We start from the raw sequence: 25,431 nt of genomic DNA on the forward strand, positions 1-25,431 counted from the left end.
ATCATGAAGCATCGCTGCCGGATCGGCGCGCTGATCGCCTGGCTGTTCGTCGCAGCCGCAGCACCGGCCGCCGCGGCGACGATCACCGTGCACGACATCGCCGGGCGGGACGTGACGCTGGAGGCACCGGTCAAGCGCATCCTGCTCGGCGAAGGCCGGCAGCTTGTCGCGCTGGCGCTGCTGCATCCGCATCCGGCGTCGCTGCTGGTGGCCTGGTCGGCCGACATGCGGCGGCAGGACCAGCGGCTGTACGATCTGTATCGCGCGAAATTTCCGTTGCTCGATCGCGTGCCGTTCGTCAGCCGCGGCAGCCCGGATACGTTTTCGGTCGAACAGGCGCTGGCGGCCGCGCCGGACGTGGCGATCCTGAGCGGCGGTTACGGTCCGTCGCGGCGATCGGACGACGTCGTCCGCAAGCTGGAAGCGGCCGGCATTCCCGTGGTGTTCATCGATTTCGTCGAGGACCCGCTGACCAATACGGTGCCGAGTATGCGGATCCTCGGCCGTCTGCTCGGCCAGGAGGCGCGCGCCGAAGAGTTCATCGCATTCTATCAGTCGCACATGGACCGCATCACCTCGCGCCTCGCGGAAGCGAAGCCGGCTCTGCCGAATGTGCTGATGCACGCCCATGCCGGCCATATGGATTGCTGCAATTCGCCGGGCCGCGTGACCATCGGTGCGTTCATCGACATCGCCGGCGGCCACAACATCGCGGTCGACGTGCTGAAGCAGCCGGCCGGCCGGCCCAGCCTCGATGAGACGATGGCCCGCGGTCAGCTCAGCCTCGAATATGTCATGGCGCGCGATCCCGACGTCTATGTCGGCACCGGCGGGCTGCATCTGCAGGCGCTCGGCGGGCTCGTGCTGGGCCCTGGTGTCGATGCCGCCACCGCGCGCGAAGGCCTCGCCGCGGTGGTGAGCAAGCCGGGCCTCGACGGCCTGAGCGGGGTGCGGACCGGGCGCGCGCACGGCATCTGGCATCTGTTCAACAACGTGCCGTTCAACTTTCTGGCCGTCGAGGCGATGGCGAAGTGGTTTCATCCCGAGCTGTTCAAGGACATCGATCCCGACGAAAGCCTGCGCGAACTGAACCGGCGTTTCCTGCCGGTGCCGTTGGAGGGGACGTTCTGGGTCAGTCTCGGGGCCGATGCTGCGGGGCGTGGCAAATGAGCGAACTGACTGTATCGGCGCAATCGGCCGTCACCGGGCATCTGCGGCGGACCCAGCGCCGCGCGATCATCGTTGCTCTGCTGCTGATCGCCGTGGCCGTTGCGACGCTGCTCGATCTCGGCACCGGACCGTCGTCGCTGTCGACCATGGACCTGCTGCGCGGCGTGTTCGATCCGGCGAGCCTCGGCCGCTCGTCGGCAGTGATCGTCTGGGAGATCCGCCTGCCGCAGGCGCTGATGGCGTTGCTGGTCGGCGCGGCGCTGGCGGTTGCGGGCGCCGAGTTGCAGACCGTGCTCGCCAACCCGCTGGCGAGCCCGTTCACGCTGGGCATGTCGTCGGCCGCGACCTTCGGCGCGGCGTTGGCGATCGTGCTCGGCATCGGCATTCCGGGGGTGCCGCGGATCGGCATTATCTCGACCAATGCGTTCGTCTTCGCGTTCGGCTCGGCGCTTCTGATCCAGTTGCTCGGCCGGCTGCGCGGTACCGACGGGCAGACCCAGGTGCTGTTCGGCATCGCGCTGTTCTTCACCTTCAATGCGCTGGTCGCGATCATGCAGTTCATCGCCACCGAGCAGGCGCTGCAGCAGCTCGTGTTCTGGACGATGGGCAGCGTCACCCGGGCGAGCATGCAGAGCGTCGCGGTGCTGGCTGTGGTGGTCGCGGTGACGTTTCCGCTGGCGATGGCGTCGTCGTGGCAGCTCACCGCGCTGCGGCTGGGCGAGGAGAGGGCCGCCAGCTTCGGCGTCAATGTCCGCAGCCTGAAACTGTTCGCGCTGCTGCGGATCAGCATTCTGACCGGCACGGCGGTCGCGTTCGTCGGCACCATCGCCTTCATCGGCCTGGTCGGGCCGCATATCGCCCGGCTGCTGGTCGGTGAGGACCATCGGTTTTTCCTGCCGGCCAGCGCCTGCGCCGGCGCCGCGGTGCTGTCGCTGGCGTCGTGCGCCAGCAAGCTGGTGATCCCCGGCATCGTGCTGCCGATCGGCCTCGTCACCTCGCTGATCGGCGTGCCGTTCTTCCTGGCGCTGATCCTGCTGCGGCGAGGTCGCTGATGACCGGCCCGGACCTGCTGATCGCGCATCTGTCGACCGGCTATCCGCGCCGGCCGGTGATCCGCGACCTGACGCTGCCGCCATTGCCGGCCGGCAAGCTGATCGCCTTCGTCGGCCCGAATGCCGCCGGCAAGTCGACGCTGCTGATGGCCTTGGCCGGGCTGTTGCCGTCGACCGGGACGATCGCGCTCGGCGATCACAATCTTTCCGAACTGTCGGCGCGCGACCGCGCCAAGGTGATGGCATTCACGCCGCAATCGCTGCCGCAGGGCGTGGCGCTGACCGTGATCGAATCCGTGATCGTGGCGCTGCGGGCCTCGGCGACGGCGGAGCCGTCGCTGCCGGGCGCGTCGACCGCGCAGCGTGCCGCCGCGGCGCTGGATCGTCTCGGCATTGCCGAGCTCGCGCTGGAGCCGCTCGATCAGCTCTCCGGCGGCCAGCGCCAGCTGGTGAGTCTGGCGCAGGCGCTGGTCCGCGATCCGACGATCCTGCTGCTCGACGAACCGACCAGCGCGCTCGATCTGCGCCACCAGATCGTGGTGATGGACACGCTGCGGCGGCTCGCGGCCGAAGGCCATATCGTCGTCGTGGTGCTGCACGATCTCAATCTGGCGGCGCGCTGGGCCGACTACGTCGTGGTGTTCGACCACGGCGCCTGCGCCGCGGCCGGGGCGCCGGCGGAGGCGTTGACCGCGGGCATCATCGCCGAGGTTTACGGCGTGGTCGCGCGGATCGAGCCCGGCGACCGGGATCGGCCTCACATCATCATCGAGGATGTGCTGCCGCAGCCGGACCATATCAATCGATCGCTCAAGAGGAATGTATGATGATGTCGACTGAGGCCGCGACGATGACGGCGCCCCGGCGCTTCCGCGACGTCCGGGTGCTCCACGTCGTCCGCAATCAGCTGCTCACGCCGCGGATGCGGCGCATCACGCTCGGCGGCGACGAACTCGCGGGCTACAGCGATGGCCCCAACATCAAGATCCTTGTGCCGCCGCCCGGCGTGACCGAGCCGGAGTGGCCGATGGCGGGCGAGGGCGGCAAGCCGATCTGGCCGTCGCCAGACAAATGTCCCTCGCTGCGCACCTACAGCCTGCGCCGCTATGACCCGGTGAGCCGGCAGATCGACATCGACTTCGTGATGCACGAACACGGCGTCGCATCGCGCTGGGCCGCGGGCGCAAGAGCGGGCGATCTGCTCGGCGTCGGCGTTCCGGCCGGGCTCACCGTCGCGGACGCGAAATGGTACTTGCTCGCCGGCGATCACACCGCGCTGCCGGCGATCGCCCGTATCATGGAGACCCTGCCGCCGACCGCGCGCGGCCGCGCCTTCATCGAAGTGCCCGACGCCTCCGACGAACTGCCGATCGATTGCCGCGCCGACATCGAACTGACCTGGCTGCACCGCAATGGCGTCGACCCGGGCCAATCGACGCTGATCCAGGATGCGGTGATGGGCATGGACTGGCCGGCGCCGGCCGACTGTTTCGTCTGGATCGGCTGCGAATCCGCGACGGTGCGCCGGCTGCGCGCCCATGCCCGCAAGCAGCGTGGATTCGGCGCCCGGCAGGTGCTGGCGATCGGATACTGGCGCCGCGGCATGACCGAGCCGGCCTACGCCGATGCGTTTCGCAACGATCGCGACGACGAGTATTTCGCCATGCTGCACGAGCACCAGGGTGGCCACCACGATCACCCAGACGGCGACGATCATCATCACTGAGCGGAGGCGATCGGCACCAATAGCGGTGTCGTCATCGTCGCGGCGGATGAGCGCGGCGGCGTCGACCGCATGCGGTCGAACGATCCGCGCTCATCCGGATGGGCTTAGTAAGTCCGCGCTTCATGGCTCAGCGACGGAGCCGAGAGCTGTCGCGACAGCGAAGCCACCTGGACGATCGCGGAGACTGCAACCAGGATGTAGACGATCCGGGCGGCGAGCGACGAGGTCGCTGTTTCGGCGGAGCCGTTGCCGAGGATGGCCGACACCAGGTCGAAGTCGAACAAGCCGACCAGACCCCAATTGAGGCCGCCGACGATGATGAGCAGGAGCGTGACGATATTGACGATGCGCATTGAGTTCTCCGGTTGGGACAAGGCCGAAGAACATCCGCGCGCAAGAAGCGTTCCGGTCGAAGGCAAGTATTCCCGCGCGACAGACGACGTGCCGCACCGAGTGCGCCACGTCGTATCGTTCGGTTCAGGCCCGGGTTAGCTCAGCTTGCGATAAGTGACATGCGCAGTCGCGAATGGAATCCCGGCGCGGCCGGCGCTGCCGCGCACCATGCAGGCATTGTCGTCGATCCGGTAGAACCAGTCGTCGAAATTGAGCTTGGTGGTCGAGCCGTCCTTCTGCGGGGTGTCGCGGGTGTACTGCCAATGGAAGGCGCAGCCGGCCTGCTCGCCCTTGGCCTCGCCGTCGAGCCGCGGCTCTTCGCCGCTGTAGTTGCCCGGCGCGAGCTTGCGGATGGTCCACTTCAGCGTGTCGACATGCCCATCGTCGAACCGGTAGGTCTCGGTGAAGTGGACCGCCTGGGTTGAGGCGTCCCATTTGCCTTCGGCCGTGATCGTGGCGCGCTTCTGCAGCCCGCCGATCAGGCTCTCCAGCACGCCCCAGCCTTCCAGCCGGCCGTTGAAGAATTCCTCGGGCAGAAACGCGGGCGTGGTGCCCTTGAAATCGTCGATGGACATGGTGGTCTCCTCTGTTGCCGGAGAGGAACCCGCACCGGCCGACGCTGTTCCGGCGCCGCTGCGGTCTATTCAGGAACGAATGCGTCCACCGGGGCTTTGAGCCAGCGCGCTGCGATCCCGCCGCACCCCGTCACTGCAGAATGAGCATTCGATGTCCGAAGCGAACTCCGTCGCGTATTTGCCGACCGACACATTGAAGCCCGTCGCGGACGACCTCTGGATCGTCGACAGCGGCCCGCTCAGCGCGATGGGGCTTGAGGTCCCGGTGCGGATGACCGTGGTCCGGCTGGGCTCGGGCGAGGTCTGGCTGCATTCGCCGACCACTTATTCCGATGATCTGAAAGCCGCGATCGAGCGTCTCGGGCCGATCGCGCATCTCGTCGCGCCGAACATCGCGCACTGGCAGTTCGTGAAGGACTGGAAAGACCGCTGTCCGGATGCGAAGACCTGGGCCGTCCCGGGCCTGCGGACGCGCGCGCCTGTCATCAAGTCGGGCGTGGTGCTGGACCAGGACCTCGGCCAATCGCCGCCCGGCGCATGGGCCGCCGATCTCGATCAGTTGCTGATCACCGGCGGCTTCGGCGTCAACGAAGTCGCGTTCTTTCATCGCGCGACGAAGACGCTGATCCTGACCGATTTCGTCGAGAACCTCGAGCCCGCGAAGCTCGGCCCGGTGGCGCGTCCGCTGGCGTGGCTGGCCGGCGCGACGGCGCCCGACGGCATGGCGCCTGCGCATTATCGCTTTGCCATGAACCGGCAGCGCGACGCCACCAAAGACGCCGCGCGCCATCTGCTGGGGTGGGCACCGGAGCGCGTGATCTTCGCCCACGGAAGCTGGTTCGAAACCGACGGCACAAAGCGCCTGCGCCATTCGCTGCGCTGGCTGCTGGACTGAGGCACGCCGTTGCGGGCGAGGCGAGGGCGGCCACGCCCGACGTTGACGCATCGACGGTCACGTCGGCCGTGTGGACAATGCAAAGACCTTTGACCCTGCGTCTCATCTGCGGCCTCCGCCGCCGGCGCGGGCTTGAATTCCCTCTGAAAGGTTGCGCTTTGGTCCGCCGGTAACAGGGGGATTAGGATGCGCTTGTGGATTGGCGCGGTTTCGGCCGCATTGCTGCTGTCGGGCTGCGCGTCGGTGACGCGCGGCACCACCGAAACCATCTCGATCGCCAGCACGCCGTCCGGCGCGCTGGCCAATGTCGCAGGCACCGATGCCCCGTTCTCCTGCGTCACGCCCTGCGTCGTCGAGGTCAACCGCAACGCCGACATCACCGTCAGCCTCAGCAAAGAAGGCTACGAGCCGCAGATCATCCCGCTGACCCGCGAAATCTCCGGCGGCGGCGGCGCAGGCTTCGCCGGCAACATCCTGCTCGGTGGCGTCGTCGGCATGGGCGTCGACGCCGCAACGGGTGCTGCGATGGATCACAAGCCGAATCCGGTGGTGGTGACGCTGCAGCCTGTGCCTGCGCCGGTTGCACCTGCGCCGGTGGTGAGGAAGCGGAAGTCGAGGGTGCCGACGAGCTAGTTTGCTACGTCTAAACGTCATCGGGCTGAAGGCCGAAATGGGTGATCTTCCTCGAAAGCGTAAAGGGCGTCACGTCGGCGGCCCCAGAGCATCGCCTCCTATCGACTGCGGTTTTGGCCTCAAACTCGGTGTATGAATAGTACAAGATAAGCGACTGACTCACACGTCAATAGCAGCGCGACGAGAAGGATATTGCGGCACCGCATAGTAGTCCGGAATACGAGCTGATCTTGCTTCGTCCCAGGGTGCGGTGATAATTCAGCTGCTCAATTCAGTCGGGAGCACTTACCAATCGTAAAAGCGGGGGTGTTAGATTTAGAATCGCCGCCGTCGAGGTATCCAATTCCGTAAAGCTCTTGATAGCGCAATGTCTTTGTGTCCAGGAGAAAGCCGATCCCCAATCCTCCACAGATTATGCGCGAAGAAATCGTGCCGTCAAACAATCGATCGCGCTTGCATCGATGCAGGACTTTTGACGACCCGATCTTCTTAACTTGATAGATGAATTCGCCGCTCTCGGAGTCTGGACTCTGCTCGATCAGGTAGCGATCATCCCCCGTTCGGAACCGGGCTATCTCCCAAGCTTGTCCATTCCATGTGAAACCGGTTGAAAGGTCTGCCAGACATAGAAAGCTCTCGGCATGTCCGGCTCCACAACTTAGAACTAAGAATACGATAACAGTATACGAAAACCTCGGCACTTTCATTAAAGCGATCTCTTGAGGTTAGAGCCTATTGCAAATGAAAAATCTGACTCCGTATCGGTATTGGCGATCCCAGCAGGACTCGAACCTGCAACCCGCGGAGTAGAAATCCGCTACTCTATCCAGTTGAGCTATGGGACCGTCGGGGGCTTTCTAGCACCGCCGATACAAAAAATCCGCTTCCGAGACAACCGCCTCGAACCAATTGCGGAGATCGGCCGTCCAAGGGGGGCGGCGCGTTGTGTTCGGCGCGCCGGCGCGCGAAGATGCGAATCTGATGGACCCGATACAAGACACCGGACGGCAGACATTGGACCGTCACGGTCGTCCGGCTAGGCTGCGGCGCCCGGCGGTGCGGGCGCGGGGCCATCGGCGCGTCATTTTTCAGGCATTTGCTTTCGTCTCGGAACGCGGCGCACGTCCGCGGCAGGGGAGTTCGACATGATCGGTTTGGTTCGCGCCATCACGCTTTGCGCCACGCTGGCGCTCGGGCTGGCCACTGCGCAGGCCGCCGACAAGGCGTTCAAACGCGACGATCTGGCGGATTCGGCGATCAAGCTCGAGGCCCAGATCAAGAGCGAGGCCGGCGCCATCGCCAAGCCGGCGGCGAGCCTGCGCACCGATGCCGACGCCGCCGTCAGGCGCGGGGATTACCGCAGCGGGCTGCAGATCATGGGCCAGATCGCCACCGTCGATCCGGCCGACGGCAGCAACTGGCTGCGGCTCGCCAGGACCGTGTTCCAGATCAAGGCGCCGACCAGCTCGGAACAGACCTTTCTGCTGGAGCGCGCCTCGACTGCCGCCTACATCGCCTATCAGCGCGCCGGCAATGCCGGCGAGGAGGCCGAGGCGCTGGCGGTGCTCGGTCGCGCCCTGGCCGACCGCCGGCTGTGGCGGCCGGCGCTCGACGCGCTGCGGCTGTCGCTCGACCTGCGCGAGGTCGCCGACGTCCGCGGCCGCTACGAGAAGCTGCGCGACGATCATGGCTTCCGCCTGCTCGATTATACCGTGGACTCGGACTCGGCGTCGCCGCGGGCGTGCTTCCAGTTCTCCGAGGACCTCGCCAAGCGCACCGATTTCGCGCCGTATCTGGCGCTGGCCGGCACCGACAAGCCGGCGCTGACCTCCGAGGACAAGCAGCTCTGCGTCGAGGGGCTCAAGCACGGCGAGCGCTACAACATCAATCTGCGCGCCGGCCTGCCGTCGACCGTCAAGGAGACGCTGCCGAAATCGGCCGAGTTCAACATCTATGTCCGCGATCGCAAGCCGCTGGTGCGCTTCACCGGCCGCGCCTATGTGCTGCCGCGCACCGGCCAGCGCGGCATCCCGCTGGTCAGCGTCAACACGCCGACGGTGTCGGCGCAGGTGTTCCGGATCGGCGACCGCAACCTGATCAACACCGTGGTCGACAGCGACTTCCAGCGCACGCTGAGCCGCTACCAGCTTGACGATCTCGGCAGCCAGCGCGGCAGCAAGGTCTGGTCCGGCGAACTCGACACCGCGCCGGCGGCGCTGAACGCCGACGTCACCACGGCGTTTGCGGTCGACCAGGTGCTCGGCGATCTGCAGCCCGGCGTCTATGTGATGACGGCTTCGCCGAAAGGGCCGGTCGCCAATGCGGACGACGACGGCCAGCTCGCGACGCAATGGTTCATCGTCTCCGATCTCGGCGTGACCGCGTTCTCCGGCAATGACGGTATCCACGTCCTCGTCAATTCGCTGGCCTCGACCGATCCGGTGGGGAAGGCCGAGGTGCGGCTGATCGCGCGCAACAACGAGATCCTCGCGAGCCGCAAGACCGACGACAGCGGCCACGTGCTGTTCGAGGCCGGGTTGTCGCGCGGCGAGGGCGGGATGTCGCCGGCGCTGCTGACGGTGACCGGCGAGAAGGCCGACTACGCCTTCCTCAGCCTCAAATCCAACGCCTTCGACCTGTCCGACCGCGGCGTCACCGGCCGCGCGGTGCCGGCCGGCGCCGATGCTTTCGTCTATGCCGAACGCGGCGTCTATCGCTCGGGCGAGACCGTCCATCTCACCGCGCTGCTGCGCGACGGGCAGGGCAACGCGCTCGTCGGCGGCCCGATGACGCTGGTGATCGAGCGGCCGGACGGCGTCGAATTCCGCCGCGCCGTGCTGTCCGATCAGGGCGCCGGCGGCCGCAGCCTGTCGGTGCCGCTCAACTCCGCGGTGCCGACCGGTACCTGGCGGGTGCGCGCGTTTACCGATCCGAAGGGCGCCAGCGTCGGCGAAACCACCTTCATGGTCGAGGACTACGTCCCCGACCGGATCGAATTCGATATTTCCACCAAGGACAAGCAGATCAAAGCTGATGCTCCTGTGGAACTGAAGGTCGACGGCCGCTTCCTGTATGGCGCGCCGGCGTCGGGGCTGGCGTTGGAGGGCGACCTGCTGGTCGCGCCGGCCGATGGCCGTCCGGGCTATCCCGGCTATCAGTTCGGCGTCGCCGACGCGGAGACCACCAGCAACGAGCGCGCCCCGCTGGAGAACCTGCCCGAAGCCGACGCCAATGGCAGCGCGACTTTCCCGCTGAGCCTCGCGAAGCCGCCGTCGTCGAGCCGGCCGCAGGAGGCGCAGATCTTCATCCGGATGCGCGAGGCCGGCGGCCGCGCCGTCGAGCGCAAGCTGGTGCTGCCGATCGCGCCGCAGAATCCGATGATCGGCGTCAAGCCGCTGTTCGCCGACAAGAACGTCGCCGACGGCGACGCCGCCAAGTTCGAGGTCGCCTTCGTCGACCCGGACGGCACCGCGCTGGCGCGCTCCGGCCTGCGCTACGAGCTGCTGAAAATAGAATCGCAATATCAATGGTACCGGCAGAATTCCTCATGGGATTTCGAGCCGGTGAAGTCAACCAAGCGGGTCGCCGATGGCGACCTTGCGGTGGTGCCCGGCAAGCCCGGACAATTGTCGTTCCAGCCCGAGACCGGCCGCTACCGGCTCGACGTCAAGACCGCCGATGCCGACGGCCCGATCACCTCGGTGCAGTTCGACGTCGGTTGGTATTCGGATGGCTCGGCCGACACGCCCGATCTGCTGGAGACCTCCGTCGACAAGCCCGAATACGCCTCCGGCGAGAGCATGACGGTGACGGTCAATGCGCGCACCGCCGGCCTCCTGACCGTCAACGTGCTCGGCGACCGGCTGCTGACGACGCAGTCGCTGGCGGTGAAGCAGGGCTCGACGCAGGTCAAGATTCCGGTCGGCAAGGATTGGGGCACCGGCGCCTATGTGGTGACGACGCTGCGCCGGCCGCTCGACGCCGCCGCCCAGCGGATGCCCGGCCGTGCCATCGGCGTGCAGTGGATTTCGATCGACAGGAAGGCGCGGACGCTTGCCGTGACGCTGTCGCCGCCGGCGCTGGTGCGGCCGTCGACCACGCTGAAACTGCCGGTCAGGCTCGGCGGCCTCGCCCCCGGCGAGGACGCCAAGATCGTGGTCGCAGCGGTCGACGTCGGTATTCTCAACCTCACCAACTACAAGCCGCCGGCGCCGGACGACTATTATCTCGGCCAGCGCCGCATGACCTCGGAGGTCCGCGATCTCTACGGGCAACTGATCGACGGCATGCAGGGCACCCGCGGCCAGATCCGCTCCGGCGGCGACGGCGCCGGCGCCGAGCTGCAGGGCAGCCCGCCGACCCAGAAGCCGCTGGCGTTGTATTCCGGCATCGTCACCGTCGGCGCCGATGGCGCCGCCGAGATCAGCTTCGAGATTCCGGAATTCGCCGGCACCGCGCGGGTGATGGCGGTGGCGTGGACTGCCACCAAGGTCGGCCGCGCCAATGTCGACGTCACGGTGCGCGACCCGGTGGTGCTGACCACGACGCTGCCGCGCTTCCTGCGCAACGGCGATCGCGGCACCATGGCGTTCGATCTCGACAATGTCGAAGGCGCGCCCGGCGACTTCATCATCAAGGTCACCGCGACCGGCCCGGTGAAGTTCAACGGGCCGGCGTCGACCACGCTGAAGCTCGCCGCCAAGCAGCGCGGCTCGGCTCAGTTGTCGGTCGAGGCCGGCGGCGCCGGCACCGCGGCACTTGACGTCGCCATCACCGGCCCGAACGGTCTGGCGCTGGCGCGGCACTATGTGCTCGACGTCCGGCCGGCGAACCAGACCCTGGCGCGGCGCGCGATCCGTACGCTCGCCAAGCAGGAGAGCCTGACGCTGACGGCAGACATGTTCGCTGATCTGGTGCCCGGCACCGGCGGCGTGTCGCTGTCGGTCAGCCAGTCGACCGCGCTCGATGCCGCGACGATCCTCAAGGCGCTCGACCGCTATCCGTTCGGCTGCTCCGAGCAGATCGCCAGCCGCGCGCTGCCGCTGCTCTATGTCAACGAGCTCGCCGCCGGCGCGCATCTCGCCATGGATACCAGCGTCGACGAGCGGGTCAGGACCTCGATCGACCGGCTGCTGGCGCGGCAGGGTTCGAACGGCTCGTTCGGGATGTGGTCGTCGGGCGGCGACGATCCCTGGCTCGACGCCTATGTCACCGACTTCCTGACGCGGGCGCGCGAGAAGAACTTCGTCGTCCCCGACGTCGCGTTCCGCAGCGCGCTCGACCGCATCCGCAATGCGGTGGTCAACGCCGAGGAGCCGGAAAAGGACGGCGGCCGAAATCTCGCTTACGGGCTCTATGTGCTCGCCCGCAACGGCGCCGCGCCGATCGGCGATCTGCGCTATCTCGCCGACACCAAGCTCGACAGACTGGCGACGCCGATCGCCAAGTCGCAGCTCGCCGCCGCGCTGGCGCTGGTCGGCGACCGTACCCGCGCCGAGCGGGTCTATGCGGCGGCGGCCGGCGATCTCGCGCCGAAGCCGGTGATCCAGTTCGGCCGGGTCGACTACGGCTCGGCACTGCGCGACGCCGCGGCATTGGTGTCGCTCGCCAGCGAGGGCAACGCGCCTAAAGCGACGCTGACCACGGCGGTGCAGCGCGTCGAAGCGGCGAGGGGCCTGACGCCCTACACCTCGACGCAGGAAAATGCCTGGCTGGTACTGGCGGCGCGCGCGCTCGCCAAGGAGACGATGAGCCTCGACATCAACGGCAGCGCGGCGAAGTCCGCGGTGTATCGCAGCTACAAGGCCGACGAGCTGCGCGGCCAGCCGATCCGCATCGCCAACACCGGCGACGCGCCGGTGCAGGCGGTGGTCACCGTCAGCGGTTCGCCGGTGACGCCGGAGCCGGCCGCCAGCAACGGCTTCAAGATCGAGCGCAACTACTTCACGCTCAGTGGCGAGCCGGCCGACATCACCAAGGCGAAGCAGAACGATCGCTTCGCGGTGGTGCTGACGGTCACCGAAGCCAAGCCGGAGTACGGTCACATCATGGTGGCGGACTATCTGCCGGCCGGCCTCGAGATCGACAATCCGCATCTGGTGTCGTCCGGCGACAGCGGCACGCTCGACTGGATCGAGAACGGCGAGGAGCCGGTCAACACCGAGTTCCGCGACGACCGCTTCACCGCCGCGATCGACCGTGGCACCGAGGACAAGGCGGTGTTCACGGTGGCCTATATCGTCCGCGCGGTGTCGCCCGGCAAATACGTGCTCCCGCAGGCCATCGTCGAGGACATGTACAACCCCTCGCGTTACGGCCGCACCGGCACCGGCAGCGTCGAGGTGACCAAGGCGAAATGAGCGGGGACCGCCTCACACGCTTGCTCTCGTCATTGCGAGGAGCGGAGCGACGAAGCAATCCAGAGGTGGCAACCGTGGCCCCTGGATTGCTTCGCTCCGCTCGCAAAGACGGGTGGAAAGGGTGGTGGTGGATCAAGACGACAGCAATCATTTCGGCCGTCCTCGTCATCGCTGCGATCGGCGCCATCGCGGCCTACGTCGCCTCGCTCGGGCCGCTGCCGCTCGACGAGGCGCGCCGGACTTCGGTCAGCGTGGTGGATCGCCAGGGCAAGCTGTTGCGCGCTTATGCGATGGCCGACGGCCGCTGGCGGCTGCTGGTCGATGCGCAGACGCAGGTCGATCCGCGCTATCTCACGCAACTGATCGCCTATGAGGACAAGCGGTTCTGGTCGCATCGCGGCGTCGATCCCTGGGCGATCGGCCGCGCCGCGCTGCAGCTCGCGACCCATGGCCAGATCGTGTCCGGCGGATCGACCATCACCATGCAGCTCGCCCGGCTGATGGAGCCACGGCGGGAACGCTCGCTCTCGGCCAAGCTGCGCCAGATGGTCCGCGCCATCGAGCTCGAACGCACACTGAGCAAGCCGCAGATCCTCGATCTGTATCTGGCGCTGGCGCCGTATGGCGGCAATCTCGAAGGCATTCGCGCCGCGTCGATCGCGTATTTCGGCAAGGAGCCCAAGCGGCTGACATTGGCCGAATCCGCTTTGCTGGTGGCGATTCCGCAATCGCCCGAGCGGCGGCGGCTCGACCGCCATCCGGCGACGGCGCAGGCGGCGCGCGATCGCGTGCTGACGCGGCTGGTCGTGGACGGCGTGGTCAGCGCCGAGGATGCCGCTCAGGCGAGGGCTGTGCCGGTGGTCCGGCAGCGCAAGCCGATGCCGATGCTGGCACCGCATTCCGCCGATCAGGCCACCGCGATCGTCAGGAATGCCGCGGTGATCGGGCTGACGCTCGACGGCGGCATTCAGCGGTCGCTCGAAGCGCTGGCGCGCGACCGCGCCATCGCGCTCGGGCCCGACATCTCGATCGGAATCGTCGCCGTGGATAACGAAACGGGCGACGTGCTCGCCCATGTCGGCTCGGCCGACTATTTCGACGAGCGCCGCGCCGGACAGGTCGACATGACCCGCGCGGTGCGCTCGCCCGGATCGACGCTGAAGCCGTTCATCTACGGGCTCGCCTTCGAGGACGGCTTCGTCCACCCGGAGAGCCTGATCGACGACCGGCCGGTCCGCTACGGCGCCTACGCGCCGGAGAATTTCGACATGACGTTCCAGGGCACGGTGTCGGTGCGCAAGGCGCTGCAACTGTCGCTGAACGTGCCGGCGATCGAATTGCTCGACCGGGTCGGCGCCAGCCGGCTGGCGTCGCGGCTGAGGCAGGCCGGGGTCGGCCTGGTGCTGCCGAAGGACGAAGCGCCCGGCCTGGCGATGGGACTGGGCGGCGTCGGCGTCCGGCTGACTGATCTGGTCCAGCTCTTCAGCGGCGTCGCGCGCCTCGGCAGCGTCGTGCCGCTACGAGAAATCGCTAATGAAAACAATGGCGAGCGCGAGACTCTGCGCCTGCTGGATAAAGTGGCGGCCTGGCAGGTCGGCAATGTCCTGATCGGCACGCCGCCGCCGGAAAACGCCGCTCGCAACCAGATCGCCTTCAAGACCGGCACTTCTTATGGCTATCGCGACGCCTGGTCGGTCGGCTTCGACGGCAGGATGACGATCGGCGTCTGGGTCGGTCGTCCCGACGGCGCGCCGGTGCCCGGACTGATCGGCCGGGTCGCCGCCGCGCCGGTGCTGTTCGACGCATTCGCGCGCACCGGGCATCTGCGGTCTCCGCTGCCGAAGCCGCCACGCGGCACGCTCACCGCAAGCAACGCCCAGCTACCTCTGCCGCTGCGCCGGTTCCGCCCGGCGGGCGACCTGGTCCGCGCCGGCAACGAGCAGGCGCTCAAGATCCAGTTTCCGCTGAACGGCTCACGGATCGATGCGCTCAGCCAGGCCGCGACCGGCGCGCTGCCGGTCAAGGTCTCGGGCGGCGTGCTGCCGATGACGGTGATGGTCAACGGCCTGTCGGCCGGCTTGATCGACGGCCGGCGTCAGCGGCTGATCGCGCCGCCCGGTCCCGGCTTCGTCCGGCTCACCGTCATGGACGCGGTCGGCGCTGCGGCAACAGTCGTTGTGAGAATCCAGTAGCAGGCAGGCCAAGTGGTTGTCCGGCTATCGGTTTCAGCGTATGCGAAACCGATGATCGAGACCTCTGCAACGCGCCGCTTTGGCGCCCCCCGCGAGCCCAGAAATGCCATCGACCCCGGCCGTGGGCTGGTGGCGGTGCTGGATTTCGTGTCCGTCAGCCACCTGCGGGCGGTGGCGTTTCTGGCGCTGGTCGGGCTGGTGTTCTTCCTACCAGGCTTCTTCAACATCCCGCCGATCGACCGCGACGAGGCCCGCTTCGCGCAGGCCACCAAGCAGATGGTCGAGACCGGCGATTTCGTCGACATCCGGTTCCAGGACGAAGTGCGCTACAAGAAGCCGGTCGGGATCTACTGGCTGCAGGCCGCGGTGGTCGAGACGGCGTCGAAACTCGGCCTTCCGCGCGCCCAGGTCCGGATCTGGCTATATCGCGTGCCGTCGATGGCCGGCGCGATCGGCGCGGTGCTGATGACCTATTGGGCGGCGCTGGCTTTCATCGGGCGGCGAGGCGCCGTCGTCGCGGGTCTGCTGTTGTGCAGTTCGATCCTGCTCGGCGTCGAGGCGCGGCTGGCCAAGACGGATGCGTTCCTGCTGTTTACCGTCACCGCCGCATTGGGCGCGATGGCGCATATCTATCTGGCCTGGCAGCGCGGCGACGACCGCACCAATTCATGGGCGGCGGCTGCGGTGTTCTGGACCGCGCTCGCCGCGGGCATCCTGCTCAAGGGCCCGCTGATCCTGATGTTCATCGCGCTGACGGTGATTCCGCTCGCGATCCTCGATCGCTCGGTGGGTTGGCTGTGGCGGCTGAAGCCGCTCGCCGGCGTGCCATGGATGCTGCTGCTGGTGCTGCCGTGGTTCATCGCGATCTTCCTGCGTGCCGGCGAGACGTTCTTCGCCGACTCGGTCGGCGGCGACATGCTGAGCAAGATCGCCAGCGCGAAGGAGTCGCATGGCGCGCCGCCGGGCCTGTATTTCCTGCTGTTCTGGGTGACGTTCTGGCCCGGCGCGCCGCTCGCCGCGATGGCGGCTCCGGCGATCTGGCGGGCGCGGCGCGAACCCGGCGCGCAATTTTTGCTGGCGTGGCTGATTCCGTCCTGGGTCGTGTTCGAACTGGTGATCACCAAGCTGCCGCACTACGTGCTGCCGCTGTATCCGGCGATCGCGATCATGACCGCGGGCGCGATCGAGCGCAGCGTGCTGTCGCGCTCGTGGCTGACCCGCGGTGCGGCATGGTGGTTCGCGATTCCGGCGGTGGTGCTGTCGATCGCGATCATCGGCGCCATCGTTCTGACGCGGCAGCCGGTGTTCTTCGCCTGGCCGTTCGTCGCCGCATCGCTGATCTTCGGGTTGTTCGCGTGGCGGCTGTTCGACGAAAATCGCGCCGAGGCTTCTCTGCTCAATGCGTCGCTGGCGTCGCTGTTTCTGATCACCGCGACGCTCGGCGTCGTGGTGCCGACGCTGCGGCCGGTGTTCCCGAGCGTCGAGATCGCGCAGGCGCTGCGCAAGGTGGTGTGCGTCGGGCCGAAGGCCGCCGCCGTCGGCTATCACGAGCCGAGCCTGGTGTTCATGACCGGGACCGACACGCTGCTGACCGACGGCTCCGGCGCCGCCGACTTCCTGCTCGGCGGCAGTTGCCGTTTCGCGCTGGTGGAAGCCCGCAGCGAGCGCGCCTTCGCGCAGCGGGCCGAGGCGATCGGGCTGCGCTACAACGTGGCGACGCGGATCGACGGCTACAACTTCTCCCAGGGCAAACCGGTCTCGATCGCGATCTTCCGATCCGAAGGCACGCAGTAACATGGCGACCGGCTATCCGGCCGAGCTGGGCGCCGCGCTGCGGCGGGCACTGGCGCGGCTGATGCGCACGCCGTCGCATTCGCGCCGCGCCGACGCCGCCCGCCGCGGCGCGCGGTCGATCTTGGCGCTGACGGCGCTCGCATCCGTCGCGACCGTGTTGCTGATGTTCGCCGTCGATGCCGTCTGGATCGGTCTGATGCCGACGCGTGGCACGGCCTCGCTGTGGCCGGTGAGGATCCTGACCGACTTCGCCAAGTCGCGCTACGTGCTGTGGACGCTGGCGGCTTTGCTGGTAGCTTTGTGGCTGCTCCTGCCACGGCTGCAGGGTGCTTCCCGCGCGGTTCTGGTCGGGATCGGCACCCGCGTTCAGTACGTCTTCCTTGCGGTTCTGGTGCCGGTGCTCGCCGGCGAGGTGCTCAAAGGCATCGTCGGCCGCGGCCGACCGTTCGTCGGCGGCTCCGCCGATCCGTTCAATTTCACCTGGTTCGCCTGGAGCGAAGCCTATGCGAGCATCCCCTCGGGGCACACCATCACCGCCGCGGCGCTGGCTTTCGCGGTCTCGGCGCTGTGGCCGCGCCTGACCGGTGTGATGATCGCGTATGCGGTGACGATCGCGGTCACCCGCCTGGTGCTGCTGGCGCACCATCCCAGCGACGTCGTCGCCGGGGCGCTGATCGGATTGCTCGGTGCCTTAGCCGTGCGCTATTGGTTCGCGGCCCGGCGGCTGGCCTTCACGATCCGCCCCGACGGCACCATCGACCCGCTGCCCGGGCCGTCCTGGGACCGCGTCAAAGGGGTTGCCCGCGACGCCCTGGCCTCATAAGCCTTGGCCTCATAAGCCTTGGCCTCATAAGCCTTGACCCCATAAGCCTTGGCCCTATCAGAAGCGGTCGCGCCAGAGTGCGCCCCGGCCGCAAGTTCCCGACGGCCCCCGGATTGTTCCGAACAATGCCTGAAACCATGCCAGACTCCAGTACGCCGCCCGCGGTGTCCATTGTGGTGCCGGTGCGCAACGAGGCCGACAATGTCGCCCCGCTGATCGCCGAGATCGCCGCGGCGCTGGACGGGCGCTGGGTCTATGAGATCGTCTATGTCGACGACGGCTCGACCGACGCCACGCCGCAACGGCTGGCGGCGCTGCGGCGCGAGCGCGCCAATCTGCGCCAGATCCGGCACGCCAGATCCTGCGGTCAGTCGGCGGCGGTGCGCACCGGCGTCCGTGCCGCGCGCGGCGCGATCGTGGCGACGCTCGACGGCGACGGCCAGAACAATCCGGCGTTCATACCGGACCTGATCAAGGCGCTGGAACACGGCGGCGAGCGCTCCGGCCTGGCCGCCGGCCAGCGCGTCGGCCGCAAGGACACCGGCTTCAAGAAGCTGCAGTCCCGCGTCGCCAACAAGGTGCGCGGCGCCATCCTGAAAGACGGCACCCGCGATTCCGGCTGCGGCCTGAAGGCGTTTCGCCGCGAGGTGTTCCTGGCGCTGCCGTATTTCGATGGCCTGCATCGTTTCCTGCCGGCGCTGGTGCGCCGGGAAGGCTACAATATTGTTTATGTCGACGTCGCCGACCGGCCGCGGCTGTCCGGCGTTTCCAATTACGGCTTCTTCGACCGGCTCTGGGTCGGGCTGATGGATCTCGCCGGGGTCTGGTGGCTGATCCGCCGCAAGAAGGCCGTGCCCGCCGCGACCGAGGTGAACGAATGCTGATTCAATACGGGCAGGCTCTGGGCGATTATCTTTACGACGTGTTCGTCGCCAAGTTCGATTTCTGGCTCGCCTTCGGGCTGGTCGCGCAATTGCTGTTCACCGCGCGCTTCGTGGTGCAGTGGATTTCCAGCGAGCGCGCCGGCAAGAGCGTGGTGCCGATGGCGTTCTGGTTCTTCTCGATGGGCGGCGGGCTGATGACGCTGGTCTACGGCATCGCCAAGCGCGAGCCGGTGATCATTCTCGGCCAGTCGATGGCGACGGTGATCTACATCCGCAACATCATGCTGATCATCAAGAACCATTCGAAAGGCTCGGAGAGCCTGCCGAACTGAGCGCGCGGATTAGTAGGGCCGTCATCCTGATCGTCTGCACGGACCGTCATCCTGAGGTGCGAGCGCAGCGAGCCTCGAAGGATGACCGCGTCACGTGCCTGTGGCCCATCCTTCGAGGCCGATTGCACCGCGCTGAGGCGCGGTCCGATCGGCGCCTCAGGATGACGCTCACCGGGTAGCGAACTGGATTGCGCGCCTACCGCGCTGCGTTGAACGCGGCGAAGCCGCGTTCCAGATCGGCCTTGAGATCGTCGGTGCTTTCCAGCCCGATATGCAGCCGCAGCGCCGGTCCGCCGGGATTCCACGCTGTCGCGGTGCGATACGACGCGCAGTCGAACGGGATCGCCAGGCTCTCGAAGCCGCCCCATGAATAGCCCATGCCGAACAGCTTGACGTTGTCGAGCAGCGCGTCGATCGCCTTTTGCGGTGCGGGCTGCAGCACGATCGAGAACAGCCCGGACGCGCCGGTGAAATCGCGTTTCCAGATCGCGTGTCCGGGATCGCTTTCCAGCGCCGGGTGCAGCACGCGCTGCACCTCGGGCCGCTCTGCCAGCCAGCGCGCCATCTCCAGCCCGGATTGCTGATGCTGCGCCAGCCGCACCGCCAGCGTGCGCAGGCCGCGCAGCGCCAGGAACACGTCGTCCGGCCCGGCGCAGACACCGAGCTGGCGAATCCCCTCTGCCACCTGCGGCCACGCCCTCTTGTTGGCGGCGATGGTGCCGAACATGATGTCGGAATGGCCGCCGATATATTTGGTGCCGGCCTGGATCGAGATGTCGACGCCCTGTTCCAGCGAGCGGTGATACAGCGGCGTCGCCCAGGTGTTGTCGTCGATCACCAGCGCGCCATGCGCATGCGCGACCTCGGCGATCGCCGGGATGTCCGGCATCTCGAACGACTGCGAGCCGGGCGCCTCGACCATCACCACCGTGGTGTTGGGCTTGAGGTGCGCCGCGACGCCGGCCCCGATCAAGGGATCGAAATAGCTGGTCTCGATGCCGTAGCGCTTCAGCATCTGGTCGCAGAACAGCCGGGTCGGGCGATAGGCGTTGTCACACACCAGGACGTGATCGCCGGCTTTCAGCACCGCGAGAAGGGCGGTCGAGATCGCCGAGACGCCGGATGGCGCCAGGCCGACGCCGGCGCATTGCGGACCTTCCAGCGCCATCAGCGCCTGCTGTAGCGCCCTGGTGGTCGGCGTGCCGTGACGCCCATACGAATACTCGCCGCGATGGGCGTGCAGGTCTTCGGCGGTCGGATACAGCACCGTCGAGCCGCGCACCACCGGCGGATTGACGAAGCCCTTCTGCGCCTTGGTGTCGCGGCCCGAAGTGACCAGAAGGGTCTGCGGGCTGAGCGGCGATGATGTTCCGCCGTGATCGGAAAAGTCCATATTAGCTCGCTGATGTATTGACCGCCATCGTGATCGCGCACTGAGCGGCGCGGCGGCTGCCGAACGATTTACCTAATAGCAGGCTTGGGAAGACGGCCGTCAACCCCTTGACCCGGCGTCCAACTCGTTCTGTGATGCGACGAGCTGTCTGGACGACGTGCGGAGGGACTCGCGTAGATGCCGACCCGGGGCCATCCCACACGGAGCCGCAGCGATGGCGATGCGGGCACGATGCGCGGATCGACCGGCTGCTCCTGCCGCAAGCGCCACAACAACGCACCGTCACTTCCAACGCCGATCGACGCGGCAGCACATTCCTTGAAAGGTTTCATGATGAAGCGCGTATCCCTCGTTGCCGCCGTCGCCGTCGCCGCCTGCTTCGCGTCGCAGAGCGCGGGCGCGCAGACTCTCAAGACCGTCAAGGACCGCGGGATCCTGTCCTGTGGCGTCAGCCAGGGGCTACCGGGATTTTCTGCGCCCGACGACAAGGGCAACTGGACCGGTCTCGACGTCGATGTCTGCCGCGGCATCGCGGCGGCGATCTTCGATGATCCGAGCAAGGTGAAATTCGTGCCGCTGTCGGCCAAGGACCGCTTCACCGCGCTGCAGTCCGGCGAGATCGACGTGCTGTCGCGCAACACCACCTGGACGCTGTCGCGCGACACCTCGCTCGGCGTCAACTTCGCCGGCGTCAGCTATTACGACGGGCAGGGATTCCTGATCAAGAAAGCTCTCAAGGTCAATTCCGCGCTCGAGCTCAACAGCGCCTCGATCTGCGTGCAGACCGGCACCACCAATGAGCAGAACGTCGCCGACTACTTCAAGGGCAACAACATGAAGTACGAGGTGATCGCCTTCGCCAATGCCGACGAGGCGATCAAGGCCTATGAATCCGGCCGCTGCGACGTGTTCACCTCGGACGTCTCGCAGCTCTACGCCCAGCGGCTGAAGCTGACCACGCCGGCCGACCACGTCGTGCTGCCGGAAGTGATCTCGAAGGAGCCGCTCGGACCGTTGGTCCGCCACGGCGACGACCAGTGGTTCGACGTGGTCAAGTGGACGCTGTTCGCGATGATCAACGCCGAGGAGCTCGGCGTCACCCGCAGCAACGTCGCCGAGATGGCCAAATCGGACAAGCCGGAGCTGAAGCGCGTGTTCGGCACCGACGGCAATCTCGGCGAACAGCTCGGCCTGAGCAAGGATTGGGTCGCGCGCATCATCAAGGCGACCGGCAATTACGGCGAGTCGTTCGAGCGAAACGTCGGCGCCGGCTCCAAGCTCGAGATCGCCCGCGGCCTGAACAAGCTGTGGAACAAGGGCGGCATCATGTACGCGCCGCCGATCCGCTGACGCGCAGATCCGCCGTGGCGATCGAGGCCAGACCACCGCCGTCGCAGTTCGGCGCGAAGCTGCGCCGCGCGCTCGGCGGTCGCTCCGGCTGGAAAGGGCTGATCGCGCAGTTGCTGTTTGTCGCGGTGCTGTTCTGGGTCGGCTACGAGATCGTCGACAATGCGCGCGACAATCTCGCCAACCAGCGGATCGCCTCGGGCTTCGGCTTCATGTCGCAGACCGCCGGGTTCGGCGTCAGCCAGACGCTGATCCCGTATTCGGAATCGGACAGCTACACGCGGGTGTTTCTGGTCGGCCTGGTCAACACGCTGGTGGTGTCGGCGATCGGCATCTTCTTCGCCACCTTGCTCGGCTTCCTCGTCGCGCTCGGCCGGCTGTCGCCGAACTGGCTGATCGCGCGGATCGCCGGCGGCTATGTCGAGCTGATCCGCAACCTGCCGCTGCTGTTCCAGATCCTGTTCTGGTATCTCGCCGTGCTCGGCGCGCTGCCGGGCCCGCGTCAGAGCGTATCGGTGTTCGACAGCTTCTTCCTGTCCAACCGTGGCATCGTCGTGCCGCGTCCGGTCGGCGAGGCCGGGCTTGACGGCTTTCTGGTGGCCGTTCTGATCGCGGTGATTGCAGCGATCGTGCTGCCGATCTATGCGCGGCGGCGATTGTTCGACACCGGCAAGCCGATGAAGGTCTGGCCGTGGAGTCTCGGCCTGCTGATCGGCCTGCCGCTGATCGCCGTGCTGATCTTCGGCCGGCCGTTCGGCTTTGAAATCCCGGCGCTTAAGGGGTTCAATTTCGCCGGGGGCGCGCGGATTGCGCCGGAATTCGTGGCGCTGACGCTGGCGTTGGCGACCTACACGGCGGCGTTCATCGCCGAGATCGTTCGCGCCGGCATTCTGTCGGTGCACAAGGGCCAGATGGAAGCCGGCGCGTCGCTCGGCCTGTCGCGCGGCGCGACCTTGCGGCTCGTGGTGATTCCGCAGGCGATGCGGGTGATCCTGCCGCCCTTGACCAACCAGTATCTCAACCTCACCAAGAATTCCTCGCTCGCGGTCGCGATCGGCTATCCGGATCTGTTCTCGGTGTTCGCCGGCACCACGCTCAGCCAGACCGGGCAGGCGATCGAAGTGATCGCGATCACCATGGGCGTGTATCTGCTGATCTCGCTGATCACCAGCGCGCTGATGAGTCTGTACAGCTGGCGGATCAACCGGAGCATGGGCGCATGAGCGAGCTGGGTTCGATCACGCCGGCTTTCGTCCGCTCCGAGGAGGTCGCGCCGCGTCCCGCTCCGGTGAAGACCACCGGCTTCGTCGGGCTGATGCGGGCGCGGCTGTTCAACTCGCCGACCAACATCCTGCTGACCATCGTCGGCGCGCTGCTGTTGTACTTCACCGTCGTCCCGGCGGTGAAATTCCTGCTGGTCGACGCGGTCTGGACCGGCAGCAACCGCACCGATTGCCTGTCCGAAACGCTGCATCGCGACGTCGGCGCGTGCTGGCCGTTCGTGCAGGCGAAGGCCTCGCAATTCGTCTACGGCTTCTATCCGCAGCCGGAACGCTGGCGCGTCGACCTGACCTTCGCGCTCGCGGCCCTGCTGCTGCTGCCGCTGCTGATCCCGCGCGCGCCGGCGAAGACGCTGAATGCCGGACTGTTCTTCGTCGCTTTCCCGGTGCTGGCGTTCTTCCTGCTGCATGGCGGCGGGCTGGAAGGCTTCGCGGTGAGCTGGGCTGCCGAGCTGTTGTCGGGCCTCGTCGACAGCCTCGCCGAAGCGGGGACCAAGCTCGCCGGCGGCGGCGTGATCGGAGCCGGCATCGGCAAGCCGCTGCTGTGGATCGCCGCGGCGCTGTCCTGGCTGATCGCGCCGCTGGTCTGGCTGCGCGACTGGATCGAGGCTTCGGGCCAGCCGGTGTGGATCGACCTCGGTCTGACGGCGCTGATCGTCACCGCGCTGGTCGCGCTCCTGACCGGGCTTCGCAACGGCGGACGGCCGCTGCTGATGACGCTGGCGATCTTCATCGGCATCGCCGTGGTGATTGCGGCGTTGCGGCTCGATCGTGGCGGGCTGCCGATCGTCGGCACGCGGCAATGGGGCGGTCTGCTTGTCACGCTGGTCGTCTCGGTCACCGGCATCGTCGCCTCGATGCCGATCGGCATCGCGCTGGCGCTCGGCCGGCGCTCGACGATCCCGCTGATCCGCGTGTTCTCGATCGGTTTCATCGAGTTCTGGCGCGGCGTGCCGCTGATCACCGTGCTGTTCTTCGCCACCTACATGCTGCCGCTGTTCCTGCCCGGCAACTTCACCATCGACGGGCTGATGCGGGTGCTGATCGGCGTCGCGCTGTTCGCCGGCGCCTACAACGCCGAAGTGGTGCGCGGTGGGCTGAATGCGATTCCGCGCGGGCAGGCCGAAGCCGCCAATGCGCTCGGGCTGTCCTACGCGAAGACGACCGGGCTGATCGTGCTGCCGCAGGCGCTGCGCCACGTCATCCCGGGCCTCGTCAACAGCTTCATCGCGCTGTTCAAGGACACCTCGCTGGTGTCGATCGTGGCGTTGTTCGATCTGCTCGGCCAGCTCCGCGCCGCCTTCGCCGACCCGAACTGGTCGACGCCGACCACGCTGTTCACCGGCTTCGCCTTCACCGGGCTGATCTACTTCGTGTTCTGCTTCGGCATGTCGCGCTATTCGCTGTTCGTCGAGCACCGGCTCAATGCCCATCGGCGCACCTGACAGAGGACTCTCGTTGATGGCGGAAAAACCGATCGTCTCGATCGCAGGGCTGAACAAGTGGTACGGCGATTTCCACGTGCTGCGCGACATCGGCCTCGACGTCGGCCGCGGCGAACGCATCGTGATCTGCGGGCCGTCGGGCTCCGGCAAGTCGACGCTGATCCGCTGCATCAACGCGCTCGAGGAATTCCAGGAAGGCGAGATCGTTGTCGACGGCATCGATCTCGGGCCCAGCCTGAAGCATGTCGACGAGATCCGCCGCGACGTCGGCATGGTGTTCCAGAGTTTCAATCTGTTCCCGCATCTCACCGTGCTCGAGAACTGCACGCTGGCGCCGATCTGGGTCCGCAACATCCCGAAGAAGGACGCCGAAGCGACAGCGATGAAATATCTCGAGCGGGTGCGGATTCCCGAAAAGGCCGGCAATTATCCGGGACAGATCTCCGGCGGCCAGCAGCAGCGCGTGGCGATCGCCCGCGCGCTGTCGATGAATCCGAAGGTGATGCTGTTCGACGAGCCGACCTCGGCGCTCGACCCGGAGATGGTCAAGGAAGTGCTCGACACCATGGTCGACCTTGCCGACGAGGGCATGACCATGCTGGTCGTGACCCACGAAATGGGCTTCGCCCGCGAGGTCGCCAATCGTGTGGTGTTCATGGACGCGGGGCAGATCGTCGAAGCCAACGCGCCGGAAGAATTCTTCGCGCATCCTCAGCACGCGCGGACGAAACTGTTCCTGAGTCAGATCTTGCGGTGAGGCGGGACGACGCTGCGAGCGGCCCGACCCGCCGACCTGCCGAACTGTCAGATCGCGCGGGACGCCGATGAGTAGCGCTTCAGGCGCTTGGTGTCGCTCGCGGAGAACTGTCCGAAGATCTCCTTGACGCGGGCGGCCGGCGTGACGTCGTCGGCAAAGCTGCGCTCGCGTGGTGCGCCGACGGTCGCCACGCGGGGCGCGTACAAGGCGCTGTTGAAGATGGCGTCATTGAACCGCGGCGGGCCATCGCCGAACACCGCATCGGCGATCACCAGCAGTGCCAGCAGGGCCGGGCCGACGGTGACGAAGTATTTGAAGACAGGCATGACGTGCTCCTTGTTGGTCGCAGGAAGCGCCGTCAGGCGTGAAGGCCGGGTTGAT

20 protein-coding genes and 1 tRNA gene are annotated in these 25,431 nt (G+C 67.0%); 16 read left to right on the forward strand and 5 right to left on the reverse strand.

The annotated features are described in order from the left end of the window. Window positions 1-3: 3 nt before the first annotated feature. The 4 genes from ACTZWT_RS15335 to ACTZWT_RS15350 are packed head-to-tail and all read left to right on the forward strand — an operon-like array spanning window position 4 to window position 3,948. Window positions 4-1,170: an ABC transporter substrate-binding protein gene (locus ACTZWT_RS15335; RefSeq protein WP_444770535.1), complete on the forward strand. Its 1,167-nt coding sequence runs from the start codon at window positions 4-6 to the stop codon at window positions 1,168-1,170. Beyond that, complete coding sequence (locus ACTZWT_RS15340) at window positions 1,167-2,222, forward strand: FecCD family ABC transporter permease (RefSeq protein ID WP_444770536.1); 1,056 nt, start codon at window positions 1,167-1,169, stop codon at window positions 2,220-2,222. Before ACTZWT_RS15335 ends, ACTZWT_RS15340 begins: the two co-directional genes overlap by 4 nt. Next, on the forward strand, window positions 2,222-3,049 hold the full coding sequence (locus ACTZWT_RS15345) for an ABC transporter ATP-binding protein (protein WP_444770537.1): 828 nt from the start codon (window positions 2,222-2,224) through the stop codon (window positions 3,047-3,049). Before ACTZWT_RS15340 ends, ACTZWT_RS15345 begins: the two co-directional genes overlap by 1 nt. After that, window positions 3,049-3,948: a siderophore-interacting protein gene (locus ACTZWT_RS15350; protein WP_444770538.1), complete on the forward strand. Its 900-nt coding sequence runs from the start codon at window positions 3,049-3,051 to the stop codon at window positions 3,946-3,948. The genes ACTZWT_RS15345 and ACTZWT_RS15350 overlap by 1 nt, the downstream gene beginning before the upstream one ends. Before the next feature lie 104 nt (window positions 3,949-4,052). Here the strand turns inward: ACTZWT_RS15350 and ACTZWT_RS15355 are convergent, their stop codons facing one another. After that, window positions 4,053-4,301 carry a DUF378 domain-containing protein gene (locus ACTZWT_RS15355; protein ID WP_444770539.1) on the reverse strand — a complete coding sequence of 83 codons (249 nt, stop codon included), beginning with the start codon at window positions 4,299-4,301 and terminating at the stop codon, window positions 4,053-4,055. A gap of 135 nt (window positions 4,302-4,436) precedes the next feature. Continuing rightward, window positions 4,437-4,916, reverse strand: a complete 480-nt coding sequence (locus ACTZWT_RS15360) for a DUF3833 family protein (protein ID WP_444770540.1) — start codon at window positions 4,914-4,916, stop codon at window positions 4,437-4,439. A gap of 151 nt (window positions 4,917-5,067) precedes the next feature. On the opposite strand from ACTZWT_RS15360, the gene ACTZWT_RS15365 reads away from it, so the two are divergent. Both ACTZWT_RS15365 and ACTZWT_RS15370 read left to right on the forward strand, forming a co-directional pair. Further along, a complete protein-coding gene (locus tag ACTZWT_RS15365) occupies window positions 5,068-5,811 on the forward strand; it encodes a DUF4336 domain-containing protein (RefSeq protein WP_444770541.1) in 744 nt (247 codons plus the stop codon). 186 nt (window positions 5,812-5,997) lie between these two features. Then, window positions 5,998-6,444, forward strand: a complete 447-nt coding sequence (locus tag ACTZWT_RS15370) for a translation initiation factor 2 (RefSeq protein ID WP_444770542.1) — start codon at window positions 5,998-6,000, stop codon at window positions 6,442-6,444. Between the two features lie 768 nt (window positions 6,445-7,212). Here the strand turns inward: ACTZWT_RS15370 and ACTZWT_RS15375 are convergent. Beyond that, a tRNA-Arg gene (locus tag ACTZWT_RS15375) sits at window positions 7,213-7,289 on the reverse strand. A gap of 300 nt (window positions 7,290-7,589) precedes the next feature. Between ACTZWT_RS15375 and ACTZWT_RS15380 the strand changes: the two genes are divergently transcribed. The 6 genes from ACTZWT_RS15380 (at window position 7,590) to ACTZWT_RS15405 (ending at window position 18,828) form a co-directional block, all read left to right on the forward strand. Then, window positions 7,590-12,803: an alpha-2-macroglobulin family protein gene (locus ACTZWT_RS15380; protein WP_444770543.1), complete on the forward strand. Its 5,214-nt coding sequence runs from the start codon at window positions 7,590-7,592 to the stop codon at window positions 12,801-12,803. Beyond that, entirely contained in the window at window positions 12,800-14,995 is a 2,196-nt protein-coding gene (pbpC, locus tag ACTZWT_RS15385) for a penicillin-binding protein 1C (RefSeq protein ID WP_444770544.1), read from the forward strand. The genes ACTZWT_RS15380 and pbpC overlap by 4 nt, the downstream gene beginning before the upstream one ends. A gap of 51 nt (window positions 14,996-15,046) precedes the next feature. Beyond that, entirely contained in the window at window positions 15,047-16,789 is a 1,743-nt protein-coding gene (locus tag ACTZWT_RS15390) for an ArnT family glycosyltransferase (protein WP_444770545.1), read from the forward strand. A 1-nt stretch (window position 16,790) separates the two neighbouring features. Further along, the gene (locus ACTZWT_RS15395; protein WP_444770546.1) at window positions 16,791-17,612 is read left to right on the forward strand and encodes a phosphatase PAP2 family protein; all 822 of its coding nucleotides are present in this window, start codon (window positions 16,791-16,793) and stop codon (window positions 17,610-17,612) included. 125 nt (window positions 17,613-17,737) lie between these two features. Next, window positions 17,738-18,496, forward strand: coding sequence for a glycosyltransferase family 2 protein (locus ACTZWT_RS15400; RefSeq protein WP_444770547.1), 759 nt, complete (start codon window positions 17,738-17,740; stop codon window positions 18,494-18,496). Next, a complete protein-coding gene (locus tag ACTZWT_RS15405) occupies window positions 18,490-18,828 on the forward strand; it encodes a lipid-A-disaccharide synthase N-terminal domain-containing protein (protein ID WP_011441800.1) in 339 nt (112 codons plus the stop codon). The genes ACTZWT_RS15400 and ACTZWT_RS15405 overlap by 7 nt, the downstream gene beginning before the upstream one ends. A gap of 196 nt (window positions 18,829-19,024) precedes the next feature. On the opposite strand, the gene metC is transcribed toward ACTZWT_RS15405, so the two are convergent. Beyond that, window positions 19,025-20,221, reverse strand: a complete 1,197-nt coding sequence (gene metC / locus ACTZWT_RS15410) for a cystathionine beta-lyase (RefSeq protein WP_444770548.1) — start codon at window positions 20,219-20,221, stop codon at window positions 19,025-19,027. A 333-nt stretch (window positions 20,222-20,554) separates the two neighbouring features. Between metC and ACTZWT_RS15415 the strand changes: the two genes are divergently transcribed. The 4 genes from ACTZWT_RS15415 to ACTZWT_RS15430 are packed head-to-tail and all read left to right on the forward strand — an operon-like array spanning window position 20,555 to window position 25,050. Continuing rightward, on the forward strand, window positions 20,555-21,571 hold the full coding sequence (locus ACTZWT_RS15415) for an amino acid ABC transporter substrate-binding protein (protein WP_444770549.1): 1,017 nt from the start codon (window positions 20,555-20,557) through the stop codon (window positions 21,569-21,571). Window positions 21,572-21,585: 14 nt separating this feature from the next. Beyond that, window positions 21,586-22,791, forward strand: a complete 1,206-nt coding sequence (locus tag ACTZWT_RS15420; RefSeq protein ID WP_444770550.1) for an amino acid ABC transporter permease — start codon at window positions 21,586-21,588, stop codon at window positions 22,789-22,791. Further along, window positions 22,788-24,293: an amino acid ABC transporter permease gene (locus tag ACTZWT_RS15425; RefSeq protein ID WP_444770551.1), complete on the forward strand. Its 1,506-nt coding sequence runs from the start codon at window positions 22,788-22,790 to the stop codon at window positions 24,291-24,293. The genes ACTZWT_RS15420 and ACTZWT_RS15425 overlap by 4 nt, the downstream gene beginning before the upstream one ends. A 16-nt stretch (window positions 24,294-24,309) precedes the next feature. Then, window positions 24,310-25,050 (forward strand): amino acid ABC transporter ATP-binding protein, encoded by a 741-nt coding sequence (locus ACTZWT_RS15430; protein ID WP_444770552.1) that lies wholly within the window; start codon window positions 24,310-24,312, stop codon window positions 25,048-25,050. 47 nt (window positions 25,051-25,097) lie between these two features. Here the strand turns inward: ACTZWT_RS15430 and ACTZWT_RS15435 are convergent, their stop codons facing one another. Further along, complete coding sequence (locus ACTZWT_RS15435) at window positions 25,098-25,376, reverse strand: hypothetical protein (RefSeq protein WP_444770553.1); 279 nt, start codon at window positions 25,374-25,376, stop codon at window positions 25,098-25,100. Window positions 25,377-25,431 lie beyond the last annotated feature (55 nt).

It is taken from the genome of Rhodopseudomonas sp. NSM (genome assembly GCF_052445935.1).
GTDB lineage: Bacteria > Pseudomonadota > Alphaproteobacteria > Rhizobiales > Xanthobacteraceae > Rhodopseudomonas.

Excerpts from the sequence above, each read along its gene's own strand:
- ACTZWT_RS15430 (WP_444770552.1), top strand. The coding sequence starts at position 24,310 with ATGGCGGAAAAACCGATCGTCTCGATCGCAGGGCTGAACAAGTGGTAC.
- pbpC (WP_444770544.1), top strand. The coding sequence starts at position 12,800 with ATGAGCGGGGACCGCCTCACACGCTTGCTCTCGTCATTGCGAGGAGCG.
- ACTZWT_RS15400 (WP_444770547.1), top strand. The coding sequence starts at position 17,738 with ATGCCTGAAACCATGCCAGACTCCAGTACGCCGCCCGCGGTGTCCATT.
- ACTZWT_RS15365 (WP_444770541.1), top strand. The coding sequence starts at position 5,068 with ATGTCCGAAGCGAACTCCGTCGCGTATTTGCCGACCGACACATTGAAG.
- ACTZWT_RS15395 (WP_444770546.1), top strand. The coding sequence starts at position 16,791 with ATGGCGACCGGCTATCCGGCCGAGCTGGGCGCCGCGCTGCGGCGGGCA.
- ACTZWT_RS15435 (WP_444770553.1), bottom strand. The coding sequence starts at position 25,376 with ATGCCTGTCTTCAAATACTTCGTCACCGTCGGCCCGGCCCTGCTGGCA.
- ACTZWT_RS15380 (WP_444770543.1), top strand. The coding sequence starts at position 7,590 with ATGATCGGTTTGGTTCGCGCCATCACGCTTTGCGCCACGCTGGCGCTC.
- ACTZWT_RS15425 (WP_444770551.1), top strand. The coding sequence starts at position 22,788 with ATGAGCGAGCTGGGTTCGATCACGCCGGCTTTCGTCCGCTCCGAGGAG.
- ACTZWT_RS15345 (WP_444770537.1), top strand. The coding sequence starts at position 2,222 with ATGACCGGCCCGGACCTGCTGATCGCGCATCTGTCGACCGGCTATCCG.
- ACTZWT_RS15360 (WP_444770540.1), bottom strand. The coding sequence starts at position 4,916 with ATGTCCATCGACGATTTCAAGGGCACCACGCCCGCGTTTCTGCCCGAG.
- ACTZWT_RS15340 (WP_444770536.1), top strand. The coding sequence starts at position 1,167 with ATGAGCGAACTGACTGTATCGGCGCAATCGGCCGTCACCGGGCATCTG.
- ACTZWT_RS15415 (WP_444770549.1), top strand. The coding sequence starts at position 20,555 with ATGAAGCGCGTATCCCTCGTTGCCGCCGTCGCCGTCGCCGCCTGCTTC.
- ACTZWT_RS15390 (WP_444770545.1), top strand. The coding sequence starts at position 15,047 with ATGATCGAGACCTCTGCAACGCGCCGCTTTGGCGCCCCCCGCGAGCCC.
- ACTZWT_RS15355 (WP_444770539.1), bottom strand. The coding sequence starts at position 4,301 with ATGCGCATCGTCAATATCGTCACGCTCCTGCTCATCATCGTCGGCGGC.
- ACTZWT_RS15335 (WP_444770535.1), top strand. The coding sequence starts at position 4 with ATGAAGCATCGCTGCCGGATCGGCGCGCTGATCGCCTGGCTGTTCGTC.
- ACTZWT_RS15370 (WP_444770542.1), top strand. The coding sequence starts at position 5,998 with ATGCGCTTGTGGATTGGCGCGGTTTCGGCCGCATTGCTGCTGTCGGGC.
- metC (WP_444770548.1), bottom strand. The coding sequence starts at position 20,221 with ATGGACTTTTCCGATCACGGCGGAACATCATCGCCGCTCAGCCCGCAG.
- ACTZWT_RS15350 (WP_444770538.1), top strand. The coding sequence starts at position 3,049 with ATGATGTCGACTGAGGCCGCGACGATGACGGCGCCCCGGCGCTTCCGC.
- ACTZWT_RS15405 (WP_011441800.1), top strand. The coding sequence starts at position 18,490 with ATGCTGATTCAATACGGGCAGGCTCTGGGCGATTATCTTTACGACGTG.